Source organism: Marseilla massiliensis (assembly GCF_016899855.1).
Taxonomy (GTDB): domain Bacteria; phylum Bacteroidota; class Bacteroidia; order Bacteroidales; family Bacteroidaceae; genus Prevotella.
In genome coordinates this window covers 1-26,670 of the sequence record NZ_JACJJG010000016.1, presented here as the reverse complement: position 1 = coordinate 26,670, position 26,670 = coordinate 1, and the positions used below count along the sequence as shown (strand labels likewise).

At 49.7% G+C, this 26,670-nt stretch carries 21 protein-coding genes; 15 read left to right on the top strand and 6 right to left on the bottom strand.

The genetic code is table 11. The features are described from left to right. Positions 1 to 16: 16 nt before the first annotated feature. The 3 genes from H6A34_RS05030 (at position 17) to H6A34_RS05020 (ending at position 6,127) form a co-directional block, all read left to right on the top strand. Positions 17 to 3,850 (top strand): DUF4922 domain-containing protein, encoded by a 3,834-nt coding sequence (locus H6A34_RS05030; protein WP_205103875.1) that lies wholly within the window; start codon positions 17 to 19, stop codon positions 3,848 to 3,850. A gap of 3 nt (positions 3,851 to 3,853) precedes the next feature. Next, entirely contained in the window at positions 3,854 to 5,146 is a 1,293-nt protein-coding gene (locus H6A34_RS05025) for an MFS transporter (protein ID WP_021949159.1), read from the top strand. A 69-nt stretch (positions 5,147 to 5,215) separates the two neighbouring features. After that, the gene (locus tag H6A34_RS05020; RefSeq protein ID WP_205103873.1) at positions 5,216 to 6,127 is read left to right on the top strand and encodes a cation diffusion facilitator family transporter; all 912 of its coding nucleotides are present in this window, start codon (positions 5,216 to 5,218) and stop codon (positions 6,125 to 6,127) included. Positions 6,128 to 6,835: 708 nt separating this feature from the next. Here H6A34_RS05020 and H6A34_RS05015 read toward each other — a convergent pair. The 3 genes from H6A34_RS05015 to H6A34_RS05010 are packed head-to-tail and all read right to left on the bottom strand — an operon-like array spanning position 6,836 to position 8,123. Further along, positions 6,836 to 7,606: a ZIP family metal transporter gene (locus H6A34_RS05015; protein ID WP_205103871.1), complete on the bottom strand. Its 771-nt coding sequence runs from the start codon at positions 7,604 to 7,606 to the stop codon at positions 6,836 to 6,838. A 23-nt stretch (positions 7,607 to 7,629) separates the two neighbouring features. After that, the gene (locus tag H6A34_RS14925; RefSeq protein ID WP_338088628.1) at positions 7,630 to 7,839 is read right to left on the bottom strand and encodes a helix-turn-helix domain-containing protein; all 210 of its coding nucleotides are present in this window, start codon (positions 7,837 to 7,839) and stop codon (positions 7,630 to 7,632) included. Next, positions 7,749 to 8,123: a hypothetical protein gene (locus H6A34_RS05010; protein WP_239480768.1), complete on the bottom strand. Its 375-nt coding sequence runs from the start codon at positions 8,121 to 8,123 to the stop codon at positions 7,749 to 7,751. The genes H6A34_RS14925 and H6A34_RS05010 overlap by 91 nt, the downstream gene beginning before the upstream one ends. Before the next feature lie 250 nt (positions 8,124 to 8,373). Here H6A34_RS05010 and H6A34_RS05005 point away from each other — a divergent pair, with 250 nt between their 5' ends. Beyond that, positions 8,374 to 9,765, top strand: a complete 1,392-nt coding sequence (locus H6A34_RS05005; protein WP_205103870.1) for an aldo/keto reductase — start codon at positions 8,374 to 8,376, stop codon at positions 9,763 to 9,765. 39 nt (positions 9,766 to 9,804) lie between these two features. On the opposite strand, the gene H6A34_RS05000 is transcribed toward H6A34_RS05005, so the two are convergent. Beyond that, positions 9,805 to 10,686: a carbon-nitrogen hydrolase gene (locus H6A34_RS05000; protein WP_021949165.1), complete on the bottom strand. Its 882-nt coding sequence runs from the start codon at positions 10,684 to 10,686 to the stop codon at positions 9,805 to 9,807. Positions 10,687 to 10,890: 204 nt separating this feature from the next. Next, positions 10,891 to 11,916 (bottom strand): agmatine deiminase family protein, encoded by a 1,026-nt coding sequence (locus tag H6A34_RS04995; protein ID WP_205103869.1) that lies wholly within the window; start codon positions 11,914 to 11,916, stop codon positions 10,891 to 10,893. A gap of 602 nt (positions 11,917 to 12,518) precedes the next feature. On the opposite strand from H6A34_RS04995, the gene H6A34_RS04990 reads away from it, so the two are divergent. The 6 genes from H6A34_RS04990 to H6A34_RS04965 all read left to right on the top strand — a co-directional run bounded on the left by H6A34_RS04990 (position 12,519) and on the right by H6A34_RS04965 (position 19,949). Beyond that, entirely contained in the window at positions 12,519 to 13,382 is an 864-nt protein-coding gene (locus H6A34_RS04990) for a DNA/RNA non-specific endonuclease (protein WP_205103868.1), read from the top strand. A 364-nt stretch (positions 13,383 to 13,746) separates the two neighbouring features. After that, positions 13,747 to 16,071 (top strand): outer membrane beta-barrel family protein, encoded by a 2,325-nt coding sequence (locus H6A34_RS04985; protein ID WP_205103867.1) that lies wholly within the window; start codon positions 13,747 to 13,749, stop codon positions 16,069 to 16,071. Positions 16,072 to 16,258: 187 nt separating this feature from the next. Further along, positions 16,259 to 16,804 carry a GNAT family N-acetyltransferase gene (locus H6A34_RS04980; protein WP_420870812.1) on the top strand — a complete coding sequence of 182 codons (546 nt, stop codon included), beginning with the start codon at positions 16,259 to 16,261 and terminating at the stop codon, positions 16,802 to 16,804. A 50-nt stretch (positions 16,805 to 16,854) separates the two neighbouring features. After that, positions 16,855 to 17,823, top strand: coding sequence for a hypothetical protein (locus H6A34_RS04975; protein ID WP_205103865.1), 969 nt, complete (start codon positions 16,855 to 16,857; stop codon positions 17,821 to 17,823). Positions 17,824 to 18,066: 243 nt separating this feature from the next. Beyond that, on the top strand, positions 18,067 to 18,882 hold the full coding sequence (locus tag H6A34_RS04970) for a DnaJ domain-containing protein (RefSeq protein WP_021949173.1): 816 nt from the start codon (positions 18,067 to 18,069) through the stop codon (positions 18,880 to 18,882). A 350-nt stretch (positions 18,883 to 19,232) separates the two neighbouring features. Further along, complete coding sequence (locus tag H6A34_RS04965; RefSeq protein ID WP_021949174.1) at positions 19,233 to 19,949, top strand: AlkZ-related protein; 717 nt, start codon at positions 19,233 to 19,235, stop codon at positions 19,947 to 19,949. A gap of 204 nt (positions 19,950 to 20,153) precedes the next feature. On the opposite strand, the gene H6A34_RS04960 is transcribed toward H6A34_RS04965, so the two are convergent. Then, entirely contained in the window at positions 20,154 to 20,603 is a 450-nt protein-coding gene (locus H6A34_RS04960) for a type I restriction enzyme HsdR N-terminal domain-containing protein (RefSeq protein ID WP_021949175.1), read from the bottom strand. 117 nt (positions 20,604 to 20,720) lie between these two features. Here H6A34_RS04960 and holA point away from each other — a divergent pair, with 117 nt between their 5' ends. From holA to H6A34_RS04935, 5 genes are all read left to right on the top strand, one after another. Beyond that, entirely contained in the window at positions 20,721 to 21,749 is a 1,029-nt protein-coding gene (gene holA, locus H6A34_RS04955; protein WP_021949176.1) for a DNA polymerase III subunit delta, read from the top strand. Positions 21,750 to 22,529: 780 nt separating this feature from the next. Then, positions 22,530 to 22,994, top strand: a complete 465-nt coding sequence (locus H6A34_RS04950; RefSeq protein WP_205103909.1) for a helix-turn-helix domain-containing protein — start codon at positions 22,530 to 22,532, stop codon at positions 22,992 to 22,994. A 195-nt stretch (positions 22,995 to 23,189) separates the two neighbouring features. Next, entirely contained in the window at positions 23,190 to 23,975 is a 786-nt protein-coding gene (locus H6A34_RS04945) for a Nif3-like dinuclear metal center hexameric protein (protein WP_205103863.1), read from the top strand. 122 nt (positions 23,976 to 24,097) lie between these two features. Continuing rightward, positions 24,098 to 24,955: a zinc ribbon domain-containing protein gene (locus H6A34_RS04940; RefSeq protein WP_205103861.1), complete on the top strand. Its 858-nt coding sequence runs from the start codon at positions 24,098 to 24,100 to the stop codon at positions 24,953 to 24,955. Positions 24,956 to 24,980: 25 nt separating this feature from the next. Further along, entirely contained in the window at positions 24,981 to 26,288 is a 1,308-nt protein-coding gene (locus H6A34_RS04935) for an MFS transporter (RefSeq protein ID WP_205103859.1), read from the top strand. The last annotated feature ends 382 nt before the right edge of the window (positions 26,289 to 26,670 follow it).

The window sequence follows — 26,670 nt, the reverse complement described above, 5'->3', positions numbered from 1 at the left end:
CCGTAAAATATATACTATGTTTGGAACAATAGATTGCTTTTTGCCGTGCTCCGGTTTCGAGGCAGTAGAGAATACCTTGAGGCAGTTGCGCGGCAGTCGCATGATACGTCATATCAATCTGCTCGTAACGCAGGAGTTTGCCATGGACAACGCTGTGCCCGATGATTGCTCGTTTATCGTCGTTGACAGGCTGTCATCATCATCGGCAATGAAGAGCATTGCGGAAAGCGTAATGGCCGATTACGCAATGATGTTTTTGAAGGATGTGTCCGTAAGTCTTGGGCAGTATTCCATACAGCGCATGGCCCGTGTCGCTGCGGAGACCGATGCCGCCATGGTGTACAGTGACCGTCTGGCTTCAGGCGGAGGCAAGGTTGAGCCGCGTCCTGTTATAGATTGGCAGGAAGGCAGCTTGAGGGATGATTTCGACTTCGGTTCGGTTGTAATGGTACGTGGCAGTCTGTTGCACGGCTTCATGAGCGTGACGGATGAAGACGATTACCTTTATGCCGGTTGGTATGAGCTTTGGTTGTATCTCAGTCGTCATGGAAAGCTGTTTCATATAAATGAAATACTATACACGGAGGAGGAACGCGACAACAGGCCGAGTGGCGAGAAACAGTTTGATTATGTAAATCCGGCCAACCGTGATGTACAGATTGAGATGGAGCGTGCCGTAACGGCACACTTGAAAGCTGTTCATGCATTGGTTGACACGTCGTATTATATTGAGCCGGACTTCAACGAGCAGGATTTCGAGTATGAGGCTTCTGTTGTAATACCTGTACGTAACCGTGAGAAGACGATACGTGACGCGGTAGACAGCGCATTGTCGCAGAAGACAACGTTCAAGTTCAACGTAATAGTCGTTGACAACCATTCGACTGACAATACGACAACCCTTCTTGAAGCGTATGACGACAACAGACTGATACATATCATCCCGCGACGTACAGACCTTGGTATAGGCGGTTGTTGGAACGTGGCTGTTGACGATACCAGATGTGGCCGTTTCGCCGTACAATTAGACAGTGATGACCTTTATTCGTCCAAGGACACATTACAGACAATCGTCGATGCCTTTTACCGCCAGCGTGCAGCTATGGTCATAGGCAGTTACCGTATGTGTGACTTTGACCTTAATACCATCCCGCCGGGATTGATTGACCATGCCGAATGGACCGACGCCAATGGATGTAACAATGCCTTGCGTATAAATGGCCTTGGTGCTCCGAGGGCATTCTTTACTCCATTATTGCGTCAGATACGTTTCCCTAATACGAGTTATGGCGAGGATTATGCACTTGGATTGGCTTTCAGCCGAATGTATAGGATAGGCCGTATATACACTGAGCTTTATCTTTGCCGGCGCTGGGGAGGAAATAGCGACGCTGCGTTGAGTGTCGACAAGGTAAACGCTAACAATATATATAAAGACCGTCTGCGTACGATGGAGCTTATGGCCCGCAAGAAAATGAATGCAGGCGAGGGGTTCATTTTGAGTGACGGCTCGTTAATGCGCTTTTTCAACAGGCAGCTCGAGACGTGGAAGCTTGCCCGTTGCAATTACCGTGACTTACATGACGTACAGACACGTGACGTGAGTATTGGCGGGCAGAACGTAACGTTGCAGTTCAATCCTGCGCGAATCATGTCTACCGGGGCTTCAATAAGCAAGGATGTAATCAGCCACAGACCGTGTTTTTTGTGCAAGGCAAATAGGCCGGAGGAGCAAATGGTAAAACATCTTGACGATAGGTTTGAGATGTTGGTCAATCCTTATCCTATAATGCCGGTGCATTTTACCGTGCCAATTTGTGCCCATCAGCCGCAACGGATATTGGACAATTATCATGAAATGTACCGTATGTTGTTGCGTTTCGCTGGTATAACGGTGTTCTATAACGGGCCTCAGTGCGGGGCGTCGGCACCGGATCACATGCATTTCCAGGCTTTTATGCACGGCCGTTTGCCGTTGCAGGCCGCATGGCCCCGCCTTCAGAGAGAGCTTGTAAATATCTGTACCCTTGATAATGGAGATGATATATCGCTCGTTAATGGTTGGGTATGCCCGGCTATACTCATCCGTTCGCGCAATATGGATAATGGAATTGCTCTGTTCCGTCGTGTATACGAGGCGTTACCATTGCGTGATGGAGCTCCCGAGCCGATGATGAATATTGTCAGCTGGATGGTTAACGGCGTATGCCATACCGTTGTTTTCCCTCGTGCTAAACACCGTCCGGACTGCTATTATGGATATAACGGCAAGGCTGGCGACGCCAGATTGGTAACGGCGACATTGTCGGATAACAGCAGTCAGGCAGGGAATATACTTGTAAGCCCTGGCGCAATTGACATGGCGGGGCTCGTAATAACGCCGAGGAAGGAAGATTTTGACAACCTTACCCCTCAACAGGTGGCTGGTATTCTGCGTGAAGTATCCCTTGACGTTGTCTCTATGGATTATGTGGTAGACCGGATACGGCGCTCTGCGAGAGAACCTTTTGGCCATTCAAGTGTACCGCCTGAGCGGAAGGAACCTTGGGTGCAGGTCGGCATTTTGAGCTCGGAGAAGCTCAGCTTTGTGCTTAATGGTGATTATGTAGCCAAAGGCGAGGTGATTTCCGGAAGTCAAGAAGTTGCTTTTTCTGAAGGTGGAATACTTTGGAACGGCAATCTTTATCGTGAGCTTACTTTCTCAACGGATAGTCCTGACGCGTCATTCTCGCTTAAGGACGTGACCATTGGAGTAAATTTCCATTGGCAGCGCAAGGAAACGCAGACGTTCCGTGGCGTGCTTAAGCTGGTTGTTGAGGCCGACAAGGTATGCGCCATCAACTGCCTTCCTGTTGAGGATTATCTCGTAAGCGTCATATCGAGCGAGATGAAAGCTACGTCTTCGCTTGAGTTTCTCAAGGCACATGCGGTGATTTCCCGCAGTTGGCTGTTGTCCCAAATGGAGCGTCGCAAGCGGCAGGAGAGGGTAGGTAACGGCTTCTTCTCGTTCATCAAGAAGGACGACGAGCTGATTCGGTGGTACGACCGCGATGACCATACGATATTTGATGTCTGCGCGGACGACCACTGTCAGCGTTACCAGGGCATAACCAAGGCAAATAATAAACATGTTGAACAGGCCGTGCGTGAGACCAGAGGACGGATACTGACGTATGGCGACGAGATATGCGACGCACGTTTCAGCAAGTGCTGCGGAGGCATTACTGAGGAGTTCCAGTATTGTTGGGAAGACAAGGCACAGCCGTATCTTGTTGCATTGCGCGACGTAAACGAAAAGGATGGCGGCATTCCAGACCTGACGGTGGAGGCCGAGGCTGAAAAGTGGATACGCTCATGTCCTGCGGCATATTGTAATACGAATGACAGAAACGTCCTCTCTCAAGTCCTGAACGACTACGACCAGGAAACGTCTGACTTCTACCGTTGGCGTGTGGAATACACGCAGGACGAGCTTTCAGCGCTCATAGCTGATAAGCTGAAGATGGATTTCGGGCGTATAGTTGACCTTGTGCCTGTGCAGCGTGGGCGTAGCGGCCGTATATGCAAGCTGAAAATAGTAGGCGAGAAGCGCTCTTTCGTTATCGGCAAGGAGTTGGAGATACGCCGTGCGTTAAGCGAAACACATCTTTACAGCAGCGCTTTCGTGGTTGATAAGTACGATGTTACCTGCGGCGTTCCGTCGCGTTTTGTCCTTACCGGTGCCGGATGGGGACACGGAGTGGGGCTGTGCCAGATAGGAGCCGCGGTTATGGGCGAGCAGGGATACGGTTACGATGAAATCCTGCTGCACTATTACCGTGGAGCTGAGATAAGGAAAATTTATGGTTAAACTATGAATTATAAACTGAGAAAGAGCCCGTGGAGCTGGGTGCCGTCGCTGTATTTTGCCGAGGGACTGCCCTATGTCGCGGTGATGACGATATCCCTCGTGTTATACAAGCAGCTTGGCCTTACCAACGCTGAGATAACTTTTTACACGTCGTGGCTGTACCTGCCGTGGGTGATAAAGCCGCTGTGGAGTCCGTTCGTGGACATCATAAAGACCAAGCGGTGGTGGATTATAACCATGCAGTTGCTTATCGGCGCGGCTTTCGGGGGAGTAGCTTTCACCATACCCACTGATTTCTGGCTGCAGGGCACGCTGTGTTTCTTCTGGCTTATGGCATTCAGCAGTGCCACGCACGATATCGCGGCCGACGGATTCTACATGCTAGGCCTTGACCAGCACAAGCAGGCTTGGTTCGTTGGCATACGCAGCACGTTCTACCGCCTGGCTACTATTTTCGGGCAGGGATTCCTCGTTATGGTGGCGGGCAACCTGCAGGTGTTCTTCCGCGGGAGCATACGCTATTCGTGGAGCCTTATGTTCTACGGAGTTACGGGATTGTTCATCGCCCTGTGGTTGTGGCATAGCTTTGCGCTGCCGTGTCCCGTGTCAGACCGTAAGAGGCGCAATGCCGGGGCACGTGAGATATGGGCCGGGCTGTGTATGTCGGTCAGGACATTCTTCACCAAGTTTCCCACGAGGGAGGTGGTGTGGGCCTTTCTGTTCATGTTGTGCTATCGAATGCCCGAGGGACTTCTCGCCAAAGTCTCGTCGCTGTTCCTTATTGACAGCGGCAGCAACGGCGGACTGGGGCTGTCGCCACAGGAATATGGCTTCGTTCAGGGTACTGTCGGTATCGTGGGGCTTACCCTTGGCGGCATATTGGGTGGCATTGCGGCGGGGCGCGACGGGCTGAAGCGATGGCTGTGGCCCATGGTTTGCGCGATAACATTGCCCGACCTGGTGTATGTGTACTTAAGTTACGACATGCCTTCAAGCCTCGCCATAATCAACGCCTGCGTCTTCATCGAGCAGTTCGGCTATGGTTTCGGCTTCACGGCGTACATGCTGTACCTTATTTATTATAGCCGCGGCGAGTACAAGACGTCGCACTACGCTCTGTGTACGGCACTAATGGCGTTGTCGATGATGTTGCCTGGCCTTGTCGCCGGATGGCTGCAAGAGCTTGTGGGATACTTCTGGTTCTTCGTGATAGTTGTACTCTTGTGCGCCATGACGTTCGTTGTTGCGGCGTTTGTGAAGATTGACCCGGAGTTCGGGAAGAAGGAAAACGATTAAGTTAAGAGTGAAGAGTTAAGAGTGAAGAAGTTTTTTGCATACTTGTTCTCACTCTTTAATCATTAGGATATGTATTCTCGCGAGAAAAGAATTTACCGTGTAACGGTGTTGGGTAGCGTGGTCAACGTATTGTTGGTGGCGCTGAAGTTCGCTTTCGGAATCGTCGGACGCTCGTCGGCGATGATTGCCGATGCGGTGCATTCGCTGTCCGATTTGGTTACCGACGTGGTCGTTATCGTGTTCGTAAGGCTGAGCAATAAGCCGCAGGACGCTGACCACGACTACGGGCACGGCAAGTATGAGACTCTGGCAACGGCCTTCATAGGGCTGGCGCTGCTTGCCGTAGGCATTGTCATACTGTATGGCGGGGCGGAGAAAATCGTGTCGGCACTGCATGGCGAGGCGCTGCCGCGGCCGGGCGTGATAGCCCTTTGGGCGGCGCTTGTCAGTATTCTGGCTAAGGAGTGGTGCTACCGCTTCACGGTAAAGGTTGGCCGCGAGACGGGCTCGAGCGCCGTCGTGGCTAACGCGTGGCACCACCGCAGCGACGCATTCTCGTCCATAGGCACCGCGCTGGGCATTTCGGGCGCCATCTTCCTTGGCCCCCGTTGGACCGTGCTCGACCCTATCGCGGCGGTGATTGTCAGTTTCTTTATCGTCAAGACGGCGCTGGGATTGATGAAACAGGCCTCTGACGAACTGCTGGAAAAGAGTCTTCCGGACGACGTTGAGCGCGAGATACGCGAGACGGCAGAGGCTTGTCCTGGCGTGAGCGGGGTCCACAACCTGCGCACGAGGCGTATCGGCAACATAATCTCCATAGAGATGCACGTGCGTATGCCGGGCGGACTTACTCTGTACGAGGCCCACCGACGCGCCACGGACATAGAGCGTGAATTGCGCCGGCGCTTCGGCGAGGGTACGTACATTAACCTGCACATCGAGCCGCTGAAGGTCGACGGCCGTTACGTAGAGCCTTGATGGCCTCAGTGTGGCCGCCGCTCCGGCAGCGTGTAACGGCTTGCAGGTATGATTACACATTGTTCACAATAAGTGTCTCACCGCTTGCACATTGAAAAGCGATGAGGCCCTGTATTTTGCTCAGAATTTTTTATAAATCATTTGGGCGTGAATACGCCAATCCTGCGTGTGCAACCGTAACACGCTGTGCCGCTTGTGGTTATGTCGGGAAACGCCTTTTTGTGCAATGAAAAAGGCTGTCTTTCATGTAAAAAAACGGCTTTTTGTCTTGTGCGCAACGGCTGTTCTAATTGCGAAAAGCCGTTATATTCATTGCGAAAAGCCATCACTCTCAACCCTAAAAGCCGTTGCTATATTCTTTAACACATAATTCTTTACAAAAGCACAGCCGTTTTGCAATGTGCGTATGGCATTTTAATTCAGCGCAATTCCAGACTGCTCCGAATCCGTGAACTTTCCGTGCTGACATAATGAAAGGCTTTTCCGTATTTCGCATGACATATTGCAATATACGGAAAAGCCTTCGATTGGTATCGTAAAAATGAATGTCCGCATTTTGCCGAATGCCATCATTCTCTTTTATAAGCGGTAAAACAAACTGTCATTACGTGTCAAGCACGTAATGACAGTTTGCCTTGCCGGTTTAAAACTAAATGTATTGTCTTGGCAAAAAGCTGATGTTTATAACCGTAAAAGCCGCAGCGCGGGTTATGAGAGCACTACGTCGAGCACCATCATAAGCGTGAACCCGATGGCGAAGCCTATCGTGCCGATGTTGGAGTGCTCGCCTTCCGACATCTCGGGGATAAGCTCCTCTACCACGACATACAGCATTGCTCCGGCCGCGAAGGCAAGCAGGTAGGGCAGGGCGGGCGTCAGCACCGAGGCGAGCGCCACTACCAGCAGCGCGCCCAAAGGCTCTACCAGTCCGCTAAGGGCGCCCATCGTGAACGAGCGCAGGCGGCTGTTGCCCTCGGCACGCATAGGCATTGATATGATTGCGCCCTCTGGAATGTTCTGTATCGCTATGCCCAAGGCCATTGCCATGGCCGCCGCCGAGGTGATGGCGCTGCCCTGTTGCATGGCGCCGGCAAGCACAACGCCTACGCTCATGCCCTCGGGCAGGTTGTGTATTGTCACCGCCAGCGATAGCATTGCTGTGCGCGAGAGGCGGCTGCGGGGTCCTTCCGGCTTGCTGTTGCCTATGTGCAGGTGAGGCGTCAGGCGGTCGATAGCCAGCAGGAAGGCCATGCCCGCCAGCAGTCCCACGGCCGCCGGCACGACGGCCATGCGCCCCATGTCGGCGCACATGTCTATGCCCGGTATCAGCAGCGACCATACCGAGGCGGCCACCATTACGCCAGAGGCGAAGCCGAGCAGTGTTTTCTGTACGAGCGAAGGCATTGCGCCACGCATGAAGAATACGAAGGCCGAGCCAAGGATGGTGCCTAAAAACGGAATGAGAATGGTTGTCAGCATATTATGTGTATTGGGAAAAGATGTTATAAGTCGTTGTTTCTGAACCTGCCGCGGTATTCGCCCGGAGTCATGCCGGTGATATTCTTGAACATGCGGCTCAGGTGCTGTGGATAATCGAAGCCGAGCCTGTATGCCACCTCGGTTACGTCGGCTCCTGCGGCAAGCCCGTTCTTGGCCAGCCTGACGATATATTGGCGTCGCGCAGCAGGTTCTGGTCGAACAGCAACGCCCACCCCTTTATTTCTATCGCCCTACCGTTGTCTTCCTTACCGCCGACCTGTCCCGGCCCGACGCATACCATCGTGCCGCCACCAAAACCGTACTTTCCGCAGCCATAAGCCAGTTCTACCGAAATGTGGTCAAGCACGAAAATCGCGTACACGTCGTAGCTGTTAAGACTGCTCCTGACTGACTCCGCCTTGGAATAGTCGACCACGCAGACGGAAGGATGCCTCTCCTTCAAGCCTACGTAGCGGCCATAGTCATTGGCGTTTCTTATTTTAAGGATATTGCTCATTGCCAGATAAAGGTTTGTGTTATCATGCAAATATACTTTTTTTCGGGCAGAACATGTCCAGTAAGCTACGAAAACCGTAAAAATGGTACGAATCCGCAATGAATTGATACGTGTCGCACGATACCGTGAAGTATATTTGCAGCGTAGAAAGTAATGGCGCGCTACGGCGGCGGCAACGGTCCCGTCAGCCTGCAAGCGGCGTTCGGCTTAACTGTTAAGGATGTGTATATATTAAAAACATATAGCTATTATGAAACAGAAGAAAACAATAACACGCCGTGAATTCCTCGGTATTGCAGGCGCCTCCGGATTGGTTTCGTCAGGGCTTTCCTCCTGCACAAGTAGCAATACGCCTGGCGGCACACGGCAAGAGCCCATTGGCGAAATGACGTTCCGTTCCAATCCACGAACTGGCGAGCGTGTATCGTTGCTCGGCTACGGCTGCATGCGTTGGCCAATGATGTCGGCTCCGGACAGTACCGACAAGGTGGTTGACCAGGAAATGGTAAACCGTCTTGTGGATTATGCCATCGCACATGGCGTGAATTATTTTGATACAGCGCCTCCCTACGTGCAGGGGCTCTCCGAAGAGGCCACCGGCATTGCACTGAGTCGCCATCCGCGCAATTCGTACTATATAGCCACCAAGATGTCAAACCACCATCTTACCCGGCGCGGATTGCGTGGCCGTGAGCTTCGTGAGGCTTCGATAGATATGTACCGACACTCTTTGGAAGCCCTACGGACAGACCATATCGACTATTACTTAATGCATAATGTTGGCGGAGAGACGGGCATACCGTTCCTGATGGAACGTTTTTTCAACAACCGCCTGATAGATTTTCTTATTGAAGAGCGCAATGCCGGGAGAATACGCAACCTCGGTTTTTCATACCATCGTGATGTGCGCGTATTCGATTATCTGCTCTCGTTGCATGACCGTATCCATTGGGATTTCGTGCAGATACAGCTGAATTATGTCGACTGGCGCCATGCTTCGGGCATGAACTTCAATGCTGAGTACCTATATGGAGAACTGCGTAAGCGCAATATACCGTGTACGGTAATGGAACCTCTGCGTGGTGGGCGGTTGGCTTCGTTGCCAGAACACCTTAATTCGCGGCTGAAGCAGCAGCGTCCTGAGGATAGTGTGGCCTCATGGGCGTTTCGTTTTGCAGGTTCACACCCAGGTGTGTTGACGGTGTTGAGCGGTATGACGTACATGGAGAACCTGCAAGACAACCTGCGGACGTTCTCGCCGCTCGTCCCGTGTACGGATGGAGAGCTTGCTCTACTTGAGTCAGTGGCGGCTGAAATGGCCGGGTATGACGCTGTGCCATGTACGGCTTGCGAGTATTGCATGCCTTGTCCGTATGGAATCAATATCCCCGCAATCTTTACGCATTATAATAAGTGTGTGTACGAACGTAACGTGCCGTCATCGTCACAGGATGATGGTTACAGGCGTGCGCGCCTTGCTTTTCTCGTGGGTTACGACCGTAGCGTGCCCCGCCTGAGGCAGGCCGCACGGTGCATTGGGTGCGGCCAGTGCTCCCCGAACTGTCCACAGGCTATCAAGATACCTGAACAGTTGCACCGTATAGACCGTTTTGTAGAGCAACTCAAGCAGGAGACATTATGACCGCACTGCCTGTCCACTGAACGTTGGCGTATAATCCGCTTATGTTCTGTCTACAAACCTCTTCAGGATAGGGCCGTATCCGTCGATGCGGCGGTCGCGCAGGAAAGGCCACCAGCGGCGCACTTGCTCACCGCGTTTTAGGTCGATGTCGACAATGCGGCGCTCTTCCTCCGTGGCCGAGGCGCGGTACAGTATCTCGCCCTGCGGGCCGGCCACGAACGAGCTGCCCCAGAACTGTATGCCACCGGTATGTCCCGACGGGTCGGCCTCATGCCCCACACGGTTTACAGCCACAACGGGCAGCCCGTTGGCGACGGCATGCCCACGCTGAACCGTAGTCCACGCCTCACGCTGGCGCTGCTGTTCCGCCTCCGTGTCAGTGCTCTCATAGCCGATGGCTGTTGGGTAGATAAGCAGCTCGGCGCCGCTGAGCGCCATCAGTCGGGCAGCCTCCGGATACCACTGGTCCCAGCACACGAGCACGCCGAGACGGCCCACCGACGTGTCGATAGGCTTGAATCCGAGGTCGCCGGGCGTGAAGTAGAACTTCTCGTAATAAGCAGGGTCGTCCGGAATGTGCATTTTACGGTACTTTCCGGCTATCGTGCCGTCACGCTCGATGACCACCGCCGTGTTGTGGTAAAGCCCTGCGGCGCGGCGCTCAAACAGCGACGTGACTATCACTACGCCGAGTTCCTTAGCCAGTGCGCCGAAATATTCGGTTGAAGGACCTGGTATAGACTCTGCCAAGTCAAAGTTGTCAACGTTTTCAACTTGGCAGAAATACAGTCCGTTATGCAGTTCCTGCAATACGATAAGCTCAGCTCCCTCGGCGGCTAAAGCCCTTATTCCGTCGGCCAGACGTTGCATGTTGTCGTTGCGGTCGGCCGTGTTGTGTTGTTGAATTATTCCTGTTTTCATATATTTTTCTTTTTTAGAAGTTAAAGAAGTTATAGGAAGTTAGAAAAGTTAAAGCCAATAGACCCGTTGAATTGTGACTTGATGATGAAAAATTGTAGGACATATTGTCGTAATAGTTTCTGTTCCCACCATCAATTTTGGCATATTTTTAATTGGCGAGGCATTTGGCTTTAACTTTTCTAACTTCCTATAACTTCTTTAAATTCAGAAATATTGCATTGTGCAGCAGTGCAGCGAGCCGTGCTGGCGGATAACTGTGCGGCTGTCAATCCCGATGAGTTTCCTGTCCGGGAAAGCCTCGGCTATTACTCTTGCGGCCTCTGCGTCATTGTCAGGCTGGGCATAAGTTGGGTAGATTACAGCCCCGTTGATTATAAGGAAGTTGGCGTACGTTGCCGGCAGACGGTCTTCCCCGTCGTAAATCGGGCGCGGCATAGGCAGGCGGAGCAGTCTGTACGGACGGCCGTCGGCAGTGCGCAGCGCCTTGAGTTCAGCCTCCATAAGGCTCAGTTCAGCGTAATGTGAGTCTGTGGTGTCGTCGGTCCCTATATATAATAAGGTGTCGTTGGGAGTCGTACGCACGAGAGTGTCGATGTGGCCGTCGGTGTCGTCGCCCTCAAGGTGGCCGTGGTCAATCCACAAAACACGGTCTGCTCCGAGCGTATCTTTCAGCTTTTGCTCAATCTCCGGCCGTGTCATAGGCTGGTTGCGGTGTGGTGCAAGCAGGCATTGGCTGGTGGTGAACACTGTACCTTGGCCGTCGCTCTCTATCGAGCCACCCTCAAGCACGAAGTCGTTGTAGTCAACATATTCGCCGTCTACCACCTTATTTATATATAGGCTGCGGTTGATGGCATTGTCAAGTTCGGCTGGAAACTTGTCGCCCCATCCGTTGAAACGGAAGTCGAGCAGGCGTTTTTCCGTTCCGTTGGTCAGTGTAATGAATCCATGGTCGCGCGCCCAAGTGTCGTTTGTGTCGCATTTATGCAGTATTACACGGCTCAACTGACAATCTGTCAGCCTTTCTTTCAGTTGTATCATGACGTTTTCCGGCTCGGGAGTAACAACTATCAGGCCTTCATGGCGTGTAATGGCGTCGGCCATTTCCACATAAGTGGCACTGATGTCGTCAAGATATTCGCGCCAGTCTGTCCGCGGGTGTGGCCACGTCAGCTGTATGGCGCTTTGGCAAGCCCATTCCGCCGGCATTGTATATTTTGTATCGTTCATAGTGACTTGCATGGATTATGCGTGTTCATTTGTTTTACAAAGGTAATATAAGTAAGGTTAATTAGCAAATTAATTGTTGTTTTTTGCATCGTTTCTGCGCGTTTGCGACAGTTTGTCTGACTGTCAGTTGTCATCGTGCCATTTTCCCGTTGACTTAAATCAACTGGTTTGACGAATATCAAAATACATGCGCTAAAACTGAATTTTCGGCTCAAAAGCGTTCAAGGTAGCCTGAAATGGTATTACCTTTGCACCAGATAAAGACGAAAACAGGATAACAGGATGTGAAGATGCATCCTACATGTAGAACTAAAAAGAGAAAGGTAAAAAGATTATGAAAAGGATTGTTAACAGGATTTTGGACAGCAAGAAGTTCAACAAGTATTGTGTGAACGTTCTTAAAATGTACAATTACGGACGAGTAAACATGCCCGTATAAGGTTTTGAGGTAATGAGGTTTTTGAGATAGGAGGTTAAACCTTACAACCTGAAAACCGAAAATTGTCAAGACTACAGGGTCGGACTGATTTTATGGCAAAGCTGTAAAATGAGTCCGATTTTTTTTGTTTATAAGCTGCGGATTTGTTATTTTAGCCGTCATTATGAACAGAGTCAATATTTATCTTATCGCGTTGTGTTCGGCTGTCGTGCTTAGTTCGTGCGACTTTATGGAGCGCAACAAGCCGCTTGTCAACGAAGTTGGCAAGGCGGTAGTGTCTGAATTGCTCAGTGACAAACAGGCTGAAGAGCCTTCTGGCGGGGCTGCGTCCACGGCTTCGGCTGACGACAAGCTGCTCGGCCAGACGTCTCCTGCCGGCATGGAGGAGCAAATGCTGAGGCGTGAAGGCTACACGGCGTCGTACAACAAGACGACAAAGCTGCCCAACTGGGTGGCATGGCACCTTACGGCCGACCGCACCGAGGGCCCCGCAAAGCGCTCGGGCGTAGACTTTGAGGCCGACATGGACGTGCCCGCGCCGCGTGCCGAGGACTCTGATTATTACGGTTCGGGCTACGACCGAGGCCACATGTGCCCCGCAGCCGACAACAAATACAGTGAAAGGGCTATGCGTGAGTCGTTCCTGTTCACCAATATGTGCCCCCAGAACGGCAACCTAAACCGTGGCGACTGGAACGAGATGGAGATGGCTTGCCGCCGTTGGGCAAAGAAGTACGGCGGCCTTTACATAGTGTGCGGCCCTATATTATATAAAGGTAAGCACAAGACGATAGGACGGAACAAGGTCATCGTGCCCGAAGCATTCTTCAAAGTAGTGCTGCGTATGGGCAAAGAACCTAAGGCTATAGGCTTTATCTACAAGAACGCCGAGGGCAACAGGCCCAAAGGCGACTACGTGAATACCGTAGACGAAGTGGAGCGTATAACGGGCATTGACTTCTTCCCGTCGCTCCCCGACGACGTAGAGAGCCGCGTTGAAGCCACTGCCGACATCGGCGATTGGTAATGACGGGATTATGAAAGGCCACCTTTTGCGATGCGAAAGGTGGCCTTTTAGCGTCTAAAAGGCGGTCTTTTACAATCCGAAAGACGTCCTTTCGCAACCGTGCTGATTATCAGATAGTTATGTGTTTGCCTTTCCTCGTTGTCTAAACGCCCGTCCGTATATCTGCTGACGGGCGCTTCTCGTTGTGTCGTTGCTGATATAATGGTTGTCGTCGGGCCAGCGGTATAAGCATGTGAAGCGTATTCCGGAGTTAAGATTAACGTGCAAATAAACGTTAAAACGAACGTCGCCTTACGTTATCTTGTAACATTTTCTTCGTTAATTACGTCTAAACGGTAAAAAGAAAACAATAAATCATTAGGATATGAAAGCATATTTAAGACTTCTTGCCACTTGCGGATTGCCGCTCGTGCCTATGGCTCTTGTGGCTCAGGCCGTGACCGGACGGGTGGTTGACGACAAGGGACAGCCGCTGTCTTACACTAATGTTGTGGCCCTCTCGCTGCCCGACTCGTCGTTCGTAACGGGTGTCATGACCGACGATGACGGTACGTTCACGCTCGAAACGCCCGAGACGGGCCGCCTGTTGCGCTTCTCGCTCGTGGGCTACAAGACCGTTTACGCCGACCGCCGTGACGATATCGGCACTGTGACGCTCGTCCCTGCGGAGCAGGTTTTGGGCGAAGTGGTTGTCAAGAGCAACCTGCCCAAGACGCGGTTGAAGGGCGAGGGCATGGTGACTGGCGTCAGCGGAACCATCCTCGAGACGGCAGGCACGATGGAACATCTGCTCGACCGCATTCCAAACGTGTCGGCACGCAACGGCAAGATAGAGGTGTTCGGCCGCGGGGAGCCCGATATTTACATCAACGGGCGCAAGATGCGCGACGCCATCGAGCTGGAGCGCCTCGGCTCGGACAATATCAAGGATATCGAGGTTATCGCCAATCCCGGCGCACGTTACGACGCCAGCGTGACCTCGGTGATACGCATAACGACGAAGAAAGCCGTGGGCGAGGGCTTCAGCGTGAACAACCGCCTGTTCGGGGAGCTTAACGATTACGGCTACGTTGTTGGTCAGGAGCGTCTCAACTTAGGGTGGCGCAGCGGCGGACTTGACATCAACGGCACGCTGTCACTGTCGCGTTGGGCCAATCCCGACCCGAAACAGATACCGTTGATAACATATCTCGACAAGACGTATAACCAGCTGTGCGAGATAGACCAGGTGTATAAGTCGCGCACGCTGAACGGCCGACTGGCGATAAGCTATATGTTCAACGAGAACCACTCGATAGGCATCAGCGCCAGATATGACCGCCGCCTTAGCGACAACGGCGGCTGGATGAACTCCGTTTTCACGCAGGACGGCGACACGACCGAAACCCTCCGCAGCGAATATACGGCTCCGGTGCAGGCCACCAACGTGCAGGGCAACGCCTATTACGTGGGCAAGATAGGGCAGTGGAACATCGACTTAAACACTGACTGGATGTGGAGCAAGACCCGCAACATGATGAACACGTCAGAGGATTTCCGTGAAACGGGGCAGGCGGAGGAGCATAACGACGTGACGACGCAGACCGACGGGCGCAACAGTCTTATCGCCTCCAAGCTCGTTGTGACGGCTCCGCTGCTCGGCGGAAACTTCTCTTTCGGCGGCGAATACTCCTATTCGGAGCGAAAGACGGTGTACACCGTTCTGCCGAAAGACATTATCGACGACGACAACAGCCGCATAGAGGAGGGCATGGCGTCGGCATTTATCGAGTACGCAAGGCAGTTCGGTCCCGTAAACATGCAGGTGGGACTGCGTTACGAGAACGTAAACTTTGATTATTTCGAGGATAACGTTTACAAGGATGGGCAGAGCAAGGTGTACAGCAACCTGTTTCCCTCGCTCGCGCTGTCGGCTATGTTCGGCAAGCTTAACCTCCAGTTGGGCTACGCAGCCGACATTCACCGCCCTTCTTACAGCCAACTGCGCAGCAACATAACCTACGACAACCGTTACACTTACGAAGGCGGAAACCCCTTCCTGCTGCCGACGAAGAGCCATAACGTCAACTTTGCCGCCTCGTATGAGTGGGCTATGTTCAGCGCGGGATACTCTCACGTCATCGACCCGATGCTCCAGCACAGCGAAACGTACAAGGACGACCCTGCCGTTGCCTTGTTCCGGCAGGTTAACGGAGAGTCTTACGACAAAGTGTACGCCTCGTTCAACCTCCGTCCTGCGTTCGGAATATGGCACCCTTCGCTAATGCTGGGTATACAGAAGCAGTGGTTCAAGATGGACGTTCACGGCCATAGCCCGCTCGACAATCCCCTGGCGACGATACGTTTCAATAACACCCTTGACACGAAAATATGCCAGATATCGGTCAATATGGACTACCGCACGGCCGGAGCGGACGAGAACGTCTACATTCGCAAGCCTTCTTTTGGCGTTGACTTGTCGCTCTACAAGGCCTTTTTCGATAAGAAACTTACCGTACAACTTTATGCCGACGACCTCTTCAAGACTCGGAAGAACAACCTGATGATGTTCTACGGCACAATGCGCGAGTCATATTACATGACCCCCGCAATGCGTAACATCAACCTGACAGTGGTCTACAAGTTCAACGTAGGCCGCAGCAAGTACAAGGGAACAGGCGCCGGCGATGGCCAGAAGAGCAGGTTCTAAAAAATTAAGAGTTAAGAATTAAGAGTTAAGAAAAATACCTTTGTAGACACAACGGCAAGGCATATTTTCTTAATTCTTAACTCTTAATTCTTAATTTCCCGACTCTTAATTCTTAATTAATTCATTCTTTTCCCGTTTGTTCGTTATTTTTCGCTATCTTTGTAATGCGTTTTATTACGAAGAAATGATGTCAGATAAAGTTTATTTTGTCAGGGAAGAACGGCCCGAAGACCATGAAGCCGTGGCCAGGGTAGTAGAGTTTGCGTTCAGGGATATGGCCGAAAGCGACCACGATGAACACCGTCTGGTCGGCCGTTTACGCTGTTCAGAGGCTTTTGTGCCGCAACTTTCGCTTGTAGCCGAGACTAATGAAGGCGAAATTATCGGGCATATTCTAATGACAAAAGTGCGCATAGTGTCGGCCGAAGAGTCGTTCGTGTCGCTTGGATTGGCGCCTGTCTGCGTATTGCCTGCGTGGCAACGCCGTGGCGTAGGCAGCCTCTTGATACACGAAGCACACAGACGTGCCGCCGCGTTGGGCTTCACTTCCGCAGTATTGCTTGGCCATAAGGACTATTATCCGCGGTTCGGCTACCGTCCGGCAAGCATTTTCGGCATTTCATTCCCGTTTGATGCGCCTGGCGAATGCTGCATGGCCGTTGAGCTACTGCCCGGCGGATTGAAGGGCGTCAGCGGTACTGTAGAATATGACAAGGCTTTTTTCGGAGAATAAAAGTTGTTTTGTAAGCGCATTGGCTTACGTTATTTAACTTATGACATACCATGAAAATATTAAGCAGGAGGGGCAACGAGGCGCTTATGCAGTGTACGAAGACGGCGTTTATATGTTCAAGAAAGACGCCCGACGGACTTGAATACCTCGTCGGAAAGTGGTTGCTCGGACTGAAGCCTGAGGCTGATTGTGTGATGTGCGGCAACCAGTCGCCCATGGAAAGAGCGGTGTTCACTACGCTGCTTCAGCGTAAGATACCCGTGATATTGGCGCTTGCCGAAGCCATGCCGAGCCGTTTTGACGCTGACATTGAGAACGCTTTGCTCGAAGAAAGGCTACTTGTGATTACGCATTGTGAGCCGAGCGTGCATAATGTTACGGCCCGTTCGGCGTTCGACCGCAATATCCTTATGCTGTCATTGGCACAGAAAATCGTGGTGGGATATTGTTCTAAGGGAGGTAATCTGGAGCGTGCTTTGGCAGGTTTCGACAACGTTGAATATTTGGAGAACGGTCAGCCGTGGCTGAAACAGTCGGCTGACGGGCAGAAAGATGTTGCCGACGGAGTGGGGCATAATGCTAAACAAAATCCTGTAAAAGTTGATTGGAGTCGCAGTATAAAGCTTTTCCGGGGTATGATTTTCCTTGATTTCATGACCAATGGAGCTGAAAAGATTTTTAAGATAACTTACAGCCGGAGCCTTGGCGACGGTAAGTATTCGCGCGAAACGTTGTATTTTGACAGAAAGGAACTTGCCGAATTCAGCCGTATATTGGCCATTGTGTCCGACAAAACGGCCAATGGAGAGCCCCTTTTGCCTGAACTTACGGTACAATCGTTGAGCGGTGACGTGACATTCAGCGTAGAACAAGGCGACGGACGTGACTTTGTGAATGCAACCCAGGTCAAGAATTATCGCGACGGTAGCAGCCGCAGGCAGACAATATCAATGCTTATTGCAGAAGTTCCGCTCCTTGTGGATGGTGTAAATGAAGCCCTGGCGTCGTGGAAACGATAAAAAATTAAGAATTAAGAGTTAAGAATTAAGAAAATCGTTTGTCGTCAACCTTTTTGGCGTTAAATTTGTATGAGGTTTTAAGGTCATGCGGTTATGCGGTTTTTAGGTATGCGTTGATATCCGGAAATGCCGTGAGTGATAACAGGATTTATCACTATTGCCACTTTCTACAAACGCAAACCTATAACCGATTGGAACCGTAAAACCTTATAACCCAATAACCTAAAAAACGTATAAAGATATATGTCAGCAGGAAAATGGATAGGAGGTATACTCGGATTTATGTCCGGTGGAGCCTTGGGAGCGCTGGCCGGAGTGGCTCTTGGCGCGTTATTTGATTATGGACTGAAGGCCGTAAACAAGGATGAAGACCGTCGTGCGAGCGGTTTTGCGGGCGGGGACGATGCCTGGGAGCAGGCCCGGCGTAGGCAGTATTACGAGGGGCAGCGCAACAGTTTCCTGTTCTCGCTGCTTGTTCTGGCGTCGTATATCATCAAGGCTGACGGCAAGGTAATGCATTCAGAGATGGAGTTTGTGCGCCGTTTTCTGCGCATGAACTTCGGCGAAGCGGCCGTGGAGCAGGGTAACGCGATACTGCTGAAGCTCTTTGACGAGCAGAAACGCATGGACGCAAGCCGTCCCGGAGCGTTTAAGGAGACGATAAGGCAGAGTTGTGTGCAGATAGCCGCCAACATGGATTACTCCCAACGCCTGCAGCTGTTGAACTTTCTCGCAATGCTGGCGCAGGCTGACGGCAGCGTGCCCCAGGGCGAAATAGACGCATTGAAGGAGGTTGCGCGCTTCTTGGGGATGAGCGACAGCGAGGTGGATTCAATGCTCAAGCTGAGCGGCGGGACGCTTGATGACGCTTATGCGGTGCTCGGCATTAAGCCCGACGCCACTGACGACGAGGTGCGTCGGGCCTACCGTGCTCTCGCCTTGAAGCATCATCCCGACCGTGTGGCAGCCCTCGGCGAGGACATACGCCGCGCGGCGGAAAAGAAATTCCAGGAAATTAACGAGGCAAAGGAACGTATCTACAAGGCAAGAGGCATGTGATTTCATGCCCATTGATATGCCCTTTAATTTGGCCTGATGGCCGATGGTTTTGCAAAAGGCGGCAAATCGCAATGCGATTTGCCGCCTTTTGCGTCCTGATTAGCCGTCTTTTGAAAGCTAAAAGATGGCCTTTTATAAAATGTTGAACGTCAAGTTGTTATGCGAATGAATATCTATGGTCTTTTATTCTGCTTTTTTATGTGCCTCTATCCGTGTTTTGAGATTCGTTTATTGCCGTTTTATTATGTCCTTTTGGGCATATATCCATGTACTGGAAAAGCTTATTTTTCGGCTGTTTTGTTTTGGATTTATCTTGCAAATAGCTATTTTTGCAGGACAAGTAGCACGTTATGGATGGATTTATGGAAAACACTGACAAGTGGATTTATACAGACATGGACATGGAAAGGCGGGTGCTCGAGCTGGGCTTCTTGCCGTTCTTCCGTTGCGGAATACGTGGTTTCTCGATAGAGGAGATGACGGCTCCGGAGCTGTGGTTCTCCGATGAGGAAGACGGTCCGTGGGAATGGAAGGGCCCCGTGATACGTGAAGGTCACTGCGCATACGGCAAGATGTTCAACAAAAAGGCAGGATACGTGAGTCTTGAATGGCTGCCAGACCTGTTGAACTACCGCCGCTCGAGGCATTACGCTAAGGATGAGGATACTGCGGCGCTTGACGATGTTGTGCTGCAGACTATCATATCTGAGGGCAGTACTACGGTTAAGGAGCTTAGGAGGCTGCTCGGTTTCGTCAAGGGTAGGGGTCGTAAGAGTGCTTATGAACCTGTGGACGATATGCCTGAAGTGGGCAAAGTGTCGCTCGAACCCATACTTACGCGGCTTATGATGGGGCTGCGCGTGGTGATAGCCGACTTTGAGTATAACGTAGACAAACACGGACGGCCTTACGGTTGGGGCGTGGCGAGATATACTACTCCCGAGGCTTTATACGGGAATATGCGCCCCAATCGAACGCCCGAAAACTCGTTCGAGCGCATATATGGCCATTTGCGCTCGCTGTTTCCTGACGCTCCGGAGAAGCGGATAATGGATTTAATAGGGTAAAAAAGAGGACTTTTATTGCCATCGGTTTGCGTTCCTGATGGAATAAATGATTATATGAAAGACTGAAATTGCCACGTAACCGTCAACCACGTATATGCCAACAAGGTAAATGTCTTTAACTCCTCAGCGACCGTAGGGAGCGTTAACTACTTTAACTCCTTTAACTACAGATGAACGTGAGCTTTGCGCCCATTCATCAATACATCATAAATCGCCGTAATTCGGAATATCAGTTAGGAACGTGTACGTGTTGTTTTCATAGTCCATGCGGCAACAGTAGTGCTGCAGGCCGTTGCTTATGACGAGATAATCGACGTGGAGCAGCATGTTGTAGACCGATATTTGGTCGAACACACGCTGCGTAAGGGAAATGGTCGGAGCCTTGTATTCTATTATCATAACGGGTTGTGCCTCGCGGTTATACAGCACACTGTCGCACCGCAGGCGCTTGTCGCCAACGCGAAGCTCTACTTCGTTGGTGAGCAACGACGGCGGATAGCCCTTGTGTTCGATAAGGAAATGGACGAAATGCTGTCGCACCCATTCTTCGGGAGTAAGGCTTACGTACTTTCGTCTGAGCGAGTCGAGGATGAAAGGCTTGCCGTTCCGTTTCGTGATTTTTATTTCGTATTGTGGTAGGTTTAATCGATACATTTTATTAAATTTGCATTCAGAAAGCGCGCTTGCTGTCGGCAAAGTTACTCATTATTGTCGTAAAACGCTGACGAAAGCTGATTTTTTAGTTTTATAGTGCGCCGAAACAATATTTATATGGCAGACAAGAAGACCGTAACCTTTGAGAGCATTATGCGTGATTTGCACGCAGGCAAGTATGCGCCCGTATATATCCTGATGGGCGAGGAGTCGTATTATATTGACAAAATATCCGACTATATAGAGAAAAACGCCCTTGCTCCAGAGGAACGCGACTTTAACCAGTCGGTGGTTTTCGGGTCTGACGTCCAGCCGAACCAGATAGTAGACATGGCGCGCCGCTATCCCATGATGGCCGAGCGACAGGTCGTAATCGTCAAGGAGGCGCAGAACATCAAGAATTGGGAACGCCTTGAACGGTATGTCGAGAAGCCTATGACTACTACTGTACTTGTGTTGTGCCACAAGAACGGCTCGATAGACGGACGCAAGAAAATACTTCCAAAGGCGGCTGCCGTGGGAGTAGTCTTCGAGAGCAAGAAGAAACGCGAGTATGAGTTGCCGTCATTCATAGAAAATTATCTTAAACTTAACGGCCAGGCTACAATCGACAACAAGGCCGCGCAGATGATAGCCGACCATATCGGGGCAGACCTGAGCCGCCTGACCGGTGAGCTTGACAAGCTGCTTCTTTCTTTGTCGGACAACGACCGCCGTATAACGCCCGACATTGTCGAGACGAGAATAGGGGTGAGCAAGGACTTTAACGCTTATGAACTGCGTAGTGCCATCGTGAACCGTGACGTGTTGAAGGCAAACAGAATACTGAATTATTTTAACAGCAATCCGAAATCCGGCAACGCATACATGCTTGTACCGATGTTGTTCACTTATTTCCAGAATCTGCTAATCGCGTATTATGCACCACAACCACGCACGGAAGACAGTGTGGCTGGCTGGCTTGACCTAAAAGGAGGGTGGGCCGCCAAGGATTATGTGGCAGGCATGAAAAAGTATAGTGGCGTAAAAGTGATGCAGATAATTTCGAAAATAAGGGAAACAGACGCTAAAAGTAAGGGGTTGGACAACCCGAATACGCCGATAGGGGAGCTTTTACGAGAGCTTATTTTCTTCATTTTGCACTGAAAAACGCGTTTTTTCGGCTTCATTTTTTCTATTTCCTTATTTTTCTGGAACATAAAAAATAGGGGTAAATCCGTTAAGAATCAGGGACTTTTGCGATTTTTGACGCTCTCAGATTTGCGTATTTTCAAGCGTTCTTTCCCTGCCTTCGGAATATTAAAAAAATCCGAAATTTTGGTCTGAAAACGGTCTTAAAATTTAGTGTTAGCATGCGTTAACATTTAAAATTATATACTTTAGAAGTTTAAATATTTACATTCTATATACTGATTTGTTATTTTAAAATCTAAATTTAGTATTTATATATGTTTTTATTTTGTGCTTAAATATAGCTTTGTATATCAAAATATTTAAAACAATAAACCTTTATGCATATTTATTCACTACACATAATTACGGCGTAACTATAGCATTTTCAATGGATTACGTTCATTTTATGCATAAAAATTCAGTGTTATTTGCCATTTTTTCAATTTTCTTTTGCATAAACGTTCATTTTCAGTTATTATTAGTATAAATAACTTATTTACGGTGAATTAATTAGCTTTAATCGTCGGTATAATCGCTTTAAGTCTTATTTAAAGACGTAAATTTAAATTTGTTTGTGTAAATACAAATTTACAGAATACGTAAATTTAAATATACAAATGTAAATATATAAATTTAAAATTTAAATTCTCAAATATTCTATAGGTTTGTTGTGTATGTCAAAAAAATGATTTACCTTTGTAAAGTCTTAGAAAAAACGGCAAAATACAGCTTAAGCATAAGATTATGACAGAAATGAAAGACAGAATAAGGCAGATTATGGAAGCCCAACACATGAGCCAACAGACGTTTGCCAACTTTGTAGGAATCAATGCGGCATCGCTTAGCAGCATATTCAACAACCGTACCAAACCGACTCTTAATACGGTAGAAGCCATTAAGAGTAAAATGCCAAATCTGAATACAGACTGGTTGATGTTCGGGCGTGGTTCAATGTTCGTTAATGATAAGCAACCAGAGGAAGACGTTAGTGCGGATAATGGCGAACATGGAAGTTCTGCTCATTCTACGGGAGAACCTCATGTTGGCGATCTGTTCGGTTCATCCTCTCCCGAGGATACAAGAAATGTGCAGTACCGTCAATCTGGAACGTCCATACGTCCGGAAGTTAGGTATGTAGAGCGGCCACAACGTCAAATTACTGAAATAAGAGTATATTTTGATGACCTTACATACGAGACTTTTGTGCCAAAAAAGTAACTTTGGCCGTTATTCCAATGTATTTCTGTTGTTTGAATGTGCGGCATAATATATTATTATAAGGTTGCATGATGATGTCTGTATTAGGTAAAACGATACTTGTCAGGTTAAAGAATGTAAATATATGTGGTAGAACTTGAACCGCCAATAAAAATTTATTATCTTTGCAAAGATAAAACATAAAGGCTGAAAAGCGTGAAAATAAGAGAAGTGGTAGCAGCCCTTGAACGTTTCGCGCCTCTGCCCCTGCAAGAGAGCTTTGATAATGCCGGCTTGCAGGTAGGACTGACGGAGGCGGAAGTATCAGGGGCTTTGTTGTGTCTTGACGTGACGGAGAAAGTGGTTGACGAGGCCGTAGCTTTGGGCTGTAACCTCATTGTAAGCCATCATCCGTTAATATTCCGTGCGCTGAAGCACATTACTTATTCAAATGATGTGCAGCGTGCGGTGGCCAAGGCGTTGAAAAATGATGTCACGGTAGTGTCGATGCATACTAACATAGACAATGCCCGTGGCGGTGTTAACTTCAAGATAGCCGAGAAAATGGAGCTTGAGGGCTGCCGTTTCTTTGCCGGTAAAACGGTTGACGGTATCGAGTGCGGCAGCGGAGTGATAGGTGAATTGCCTGAAGAACTTGCCGCTGACGATTTCATTCTTATGCTTAAGCGTGTTTTTGACGTTGAGTGTGTTGAGTGTAACCAGCTGTTGCGCCGCCCGATAAAGCGGGTTGCCATTTGTGGAGGCGCCGGCTCGTTCCTTTTGGAGGACGCCATTGCTGAGCATGCAGACGCCTTCGTCACAGGCGAAATGCATTATCATGAGTATTTCGGACATGAACAGGAGATACAGATAGCCGTCATCGGCCATTACCAGAGCGAACAGTTCACTAACGAGATATTCAAGACCATTATTGAAGAAGCGTGTCCCGGAGTGAAAACTTATCTCACAAAGACGAATACCAATCCAATTATTTATCTGTAAATATACTTCCAAAAAATAACAAATAATCAAATATAAGCAGGCAAAAGGCGTTGATTGAGGATAAAATAGAGTATCTATCCAGGCTTGATAAACGTGTATTGCCGATTAAAAAAGTAATTATTATGGCAAAGAAAGACCCAACAGATTTGTCTGTAGAGGAGAAATTGAAGACTCTCTACCAGTTGCAAACCACATTGTCGGCCATTGACGAGGAGCGTGCTCTCCGTGGAGAGTTGCCCCTTGAAGTGCAAGACCTTGAGGATGAGATTGCCGGACTTACTACGCGTGTTGAGAAAATCAAGAACGACATCAAGGAGTTTGAGGACGCTGTAAAGCAGAAAAAGGCTGAAATCAACGAGGCGCAGGCCAGCGTTGAGCGTTATAAGACTCAGCTAAATGACGTCAAGAACAACCGCGAGTATGACACGCTGAGCAAGGAAATTGAGTTCCAGACGCTTGAAATAGAGCTTTGCAACAAGAAGATTCGTGAAGCTAACACCAAGGTTGAGGAGAAAAACCGCGACCTGAAAGCTACGGAGGAGCAGATAGCCGACCGCCGTCAAGCCCTTGACGAAAAGAAAAATGAGCTTGACGAGATTATGGACGAGACACGCGCCGAGGAAGAGCGCCTGAAGGAAAAGGCAAAGGAACTGGAGGTAAAGATAGAGCCACGTCTGCTCACCAGCTTCAAGCGCATACGCAAGAACGCACGCAACGGACTTGGAATCGTGTACGTACAGCGTGACGCTTGCGGAGGTTGTTTTAACAAGATACCGCCACAGCGTCAGCTTGACATCCGTATGCACAAGAAAATCATCGTTTGCGAATATTGCGGCCGTATATTGATTGACCCTGAACTTGCGGGAGTAAAGGCTGACAAGCAGGCCGAGGACAAGCCCAAGCGTAAGCGTGCAATACGCAAACGCACGGTAAGGAAAGACGAGGATGATGACTTCATACCCGAGGAGAAATTGTCTTAATAAACTTTTAAACTAAAAATAAACCATGAAACAAACAAAACAACAGAATGGGAACATTGTCGCCATCATTGCGATGATGTTCCTTTACGCCATGATAGCGTTCGTTACCAACCTGGCGGCACCGATTGGCGTAATTTGGAAAAACCAGCCTGAGTTAATGGGAAGCAACATGCTCGGCATGATGGGTAACATGATGAACTTCCTTGCTTACTTGTTTATGGGAATACCGGCAGGCAAGTTGCTCGTGAAGATCGGCTACAAGAAAACGGCTCTTGCCGCCATCGCCGTTGGATTTATCGGCGTATTTATTCAGTATCTGTCAGGCTTCCCGACGGGTTTAGCGGGCTTCTGGGTTTATTTGCTCGGAGCTTTTATCAGCGGTTTTTCCGTATGTATGCTCAATACTGTTGTTAACCCCATGCTTAACCTGTTAGGAGGCGGCGGCAATCGAGGCAACCAGCTTAACCTTATCGGCGGAACGTGCAATTCGCTTGCAGGTACGCTTACCCCTATGCTTGTGGGTGCACTTGTAGGAACGGTTACCAAGGACACGGCCATTAGTGACGTCAATCTTGTGCTTTATATAGCCATGGTGGTGTTCGCGTGCGCTTTCTTGATACTGTCGTTCACTCCTATCGCCGATCCCGAAATGGGAAAGACAACGCAGGATACCGTGTTCGAGCATAGTCCTTGGGCTTTCCGCCATTGTACTCTTGGCGTTATCGGTATATTTGTTTACGTGGGTATTGAGATAGGAATACCCGGAACCCTTAATTTCTATATTTCCGACATGTCCGATAAGGGCGCCGGAGTGCTGGGCGATGCGGCTGCCATAGGCGGGTTCGTTGCCGGAACTTATTGGCTGCTCATGCTTGTCGGGCGTTTTGTGGCAGGTTTCATTGCCGACAAGGTGTCAAGCCGTGTAATGATGATGACCGTTTCAACAGTTGCGATAATCCTCATTCTTGCGGCAATGTTCTCGTCGAAGGGCACTACTACTTCAATGCCCGTATTCACCGGTTCGTCCTTCGCCATGGTTACAGTGCCTATAAGCGCTCTCCTGCTTGTGCTCTGCGGACTTTGCACATCGGTAATGTGGGCGAGCATATTCAATCTCGCAACCGAAGGACTCGGTAAGTACACGGCCGCTGCATCAGGTATTTTCATGATGATGGTTGTAGGCGGTGGCGTGCTTCCGCTCGTGCAGAACTACATTGCCGACAAGGCTGGATATATGATTTCATACATTGTTCCGCTTATAGCCTTGGCATATCTCCTGTTCTACGCCGTTTACGGATGCAAGAACGTAAACAAGGATATCCCGGTAGACTGATCAATCGTGGCTACGTAAAAAGCGCATGGCCGTTATATGCCTTGCGTTCATTGTAATGGTAATACTCCCTTGCGCCGCCTTTATCGGGTGCGGGGGAGTATTGTTTTTTATGTCTCTCTTGTGTTTCTGTCATGTATTCTGTTTATTATGGTATAATGGCTTCATCAGGTATGTATTACTACATCCCATAATCCGGCCTGACTGCTGATGAACGGGTAATGTTGTATAGGCCATGATCTTAATGCGCTATAATTTCCGAAAAACATCTTTCATCTTTCACTTCATGATGTAATTTATTAATAGTATGTCTTGTCCTGGCAAAAGTTGACACATTTATGAACAATAAAAAATGTGTAAAACAATGCGAAAGAGTCCAACAAAG

Coding starts and splice junctions, on each gene's coding strand:
- H6A34_RS05030 (WP_205103875.1), top strand. CDS start 17: ATGTTTGGAACAATAGATTGCTTTTTGCCGTGCTCCGGTTTCGAGGCA.
- H6A34_RS05025 (WP_021949159.1), top strand. CDS start 3,854: ATGAATTATAAACTGAGAAAGAGCCCGTGGAGCTGGGTGCCGTCGCTG.
- H6A34_RS05020 (WP_205103873.1), top strand. CDS start 5,216: ATGTATTCTCGCGAGAAAAGAATTTACCGTGTAACGGTGTTGGGTAGC.
- H6A34_RS05015 (WP_205103871.1), bottom strand. CDS start 7,606: ATGCTGACAACCATTCTCATTCCGTTTTTAGGCACCATCCTTGGCTCG.
- H6A34_RS05010 (WP_239480768.1), bottom strand. CDS start 8,123: ATGAGCAATATCCTTAAAATAAGAAACGCCAATGACTATGGCCGCTAC.
- H6A34_RS05005 (WP_205103870.1), top strand. CDS start 8,374: ATGAAACAGAAGAAAACAATAACACGCCGTGAATTCCTCGGTATTGCA.
- H6A34_RS05000 (WP_021949165.1), bottom strand. CDS start 10,686: ATGAAAACAGGAATAATTCAACAACACAACACGGCCGACCGCAACGAC.
- H6A34_RS04995 (WP_205103869.1), bottom strand. CDS start 11,916: ATGAACGATACAAAATATACAATGCCGGCGGAATGGGCTTGCCAAAGC.
- H6A34_RS04990 (WP_205103868.1), top strand. CDS start 12,519: ATGAACAGAGTCAATATTTATCTTATCGCGTTGTGTTCGGCTGTCGTG.
- H6A34_RS04985 (WP_205103867.1), top strand. CDS start 13,747: ATGAAAGCATATTTAAGACTTCTTGCCACTTGCGGATTGCCGCTCGTG.
- H6A34_RS04980 (WP_420870812.1), top strand. CDS start 16,259: ATGTCAGATAAAGTTTATTTTGTCAGGGAAGAACGGCCCGAAGACCAT.
- H6A34_RS04975 (WP_205103865.1), top strand. CDS start 16,855: ATGAAAATATTAAGCAGGAGGGGCAACGAGGCGCTTATGCAGTGTACG.
- H6A34_RS04970 (WP_021949173.1), top strand. CDS start 18,067: ATGTCAGCAGGAAAATGGATAGGAGGTATACTCGGATTTATGTCCGGT.
- H6A34_RS04965 (WP_021949174.1), top strand. CDS start 19,233: ATGGATGGATTTATGGAAAACACTGACAAGTGGATTTATACAGACATG.
- H6A34_RS04960 (WP_021949175.1), bottom strand. CDS start 20,603: ATGTATCGATTAAACCTACCACAATACGAAATAAAAATCACGAAACGG.
- holA (WP_021949176.1), top strand. CDS start 20,721: ATGGCAGACAAGAAGACCGTAACCTTTGAGAGCATTATGCGTGATTTG.
- H6A34_RS04950 (WP_205103909.1), top strand. CDS start 22,530: ATGAAAGACAGAATAAGGCAGATTATGGAAGCCCAACACATGAGCCAA.
- H6A34_RS04940 (WP_205103861.1), top strand. CDS start 24,098: ATGGCAAAGAAAGACCCAACAGATTTGTCTGTAGAGGAGAAATTGAAG.
- H6A34_RS04935 (WP_205103859.1), top strand. CDS start 24,981: ATGAAACAAACAAAACAACAGAATGGGAACATTGTCGCCATCATTGCG.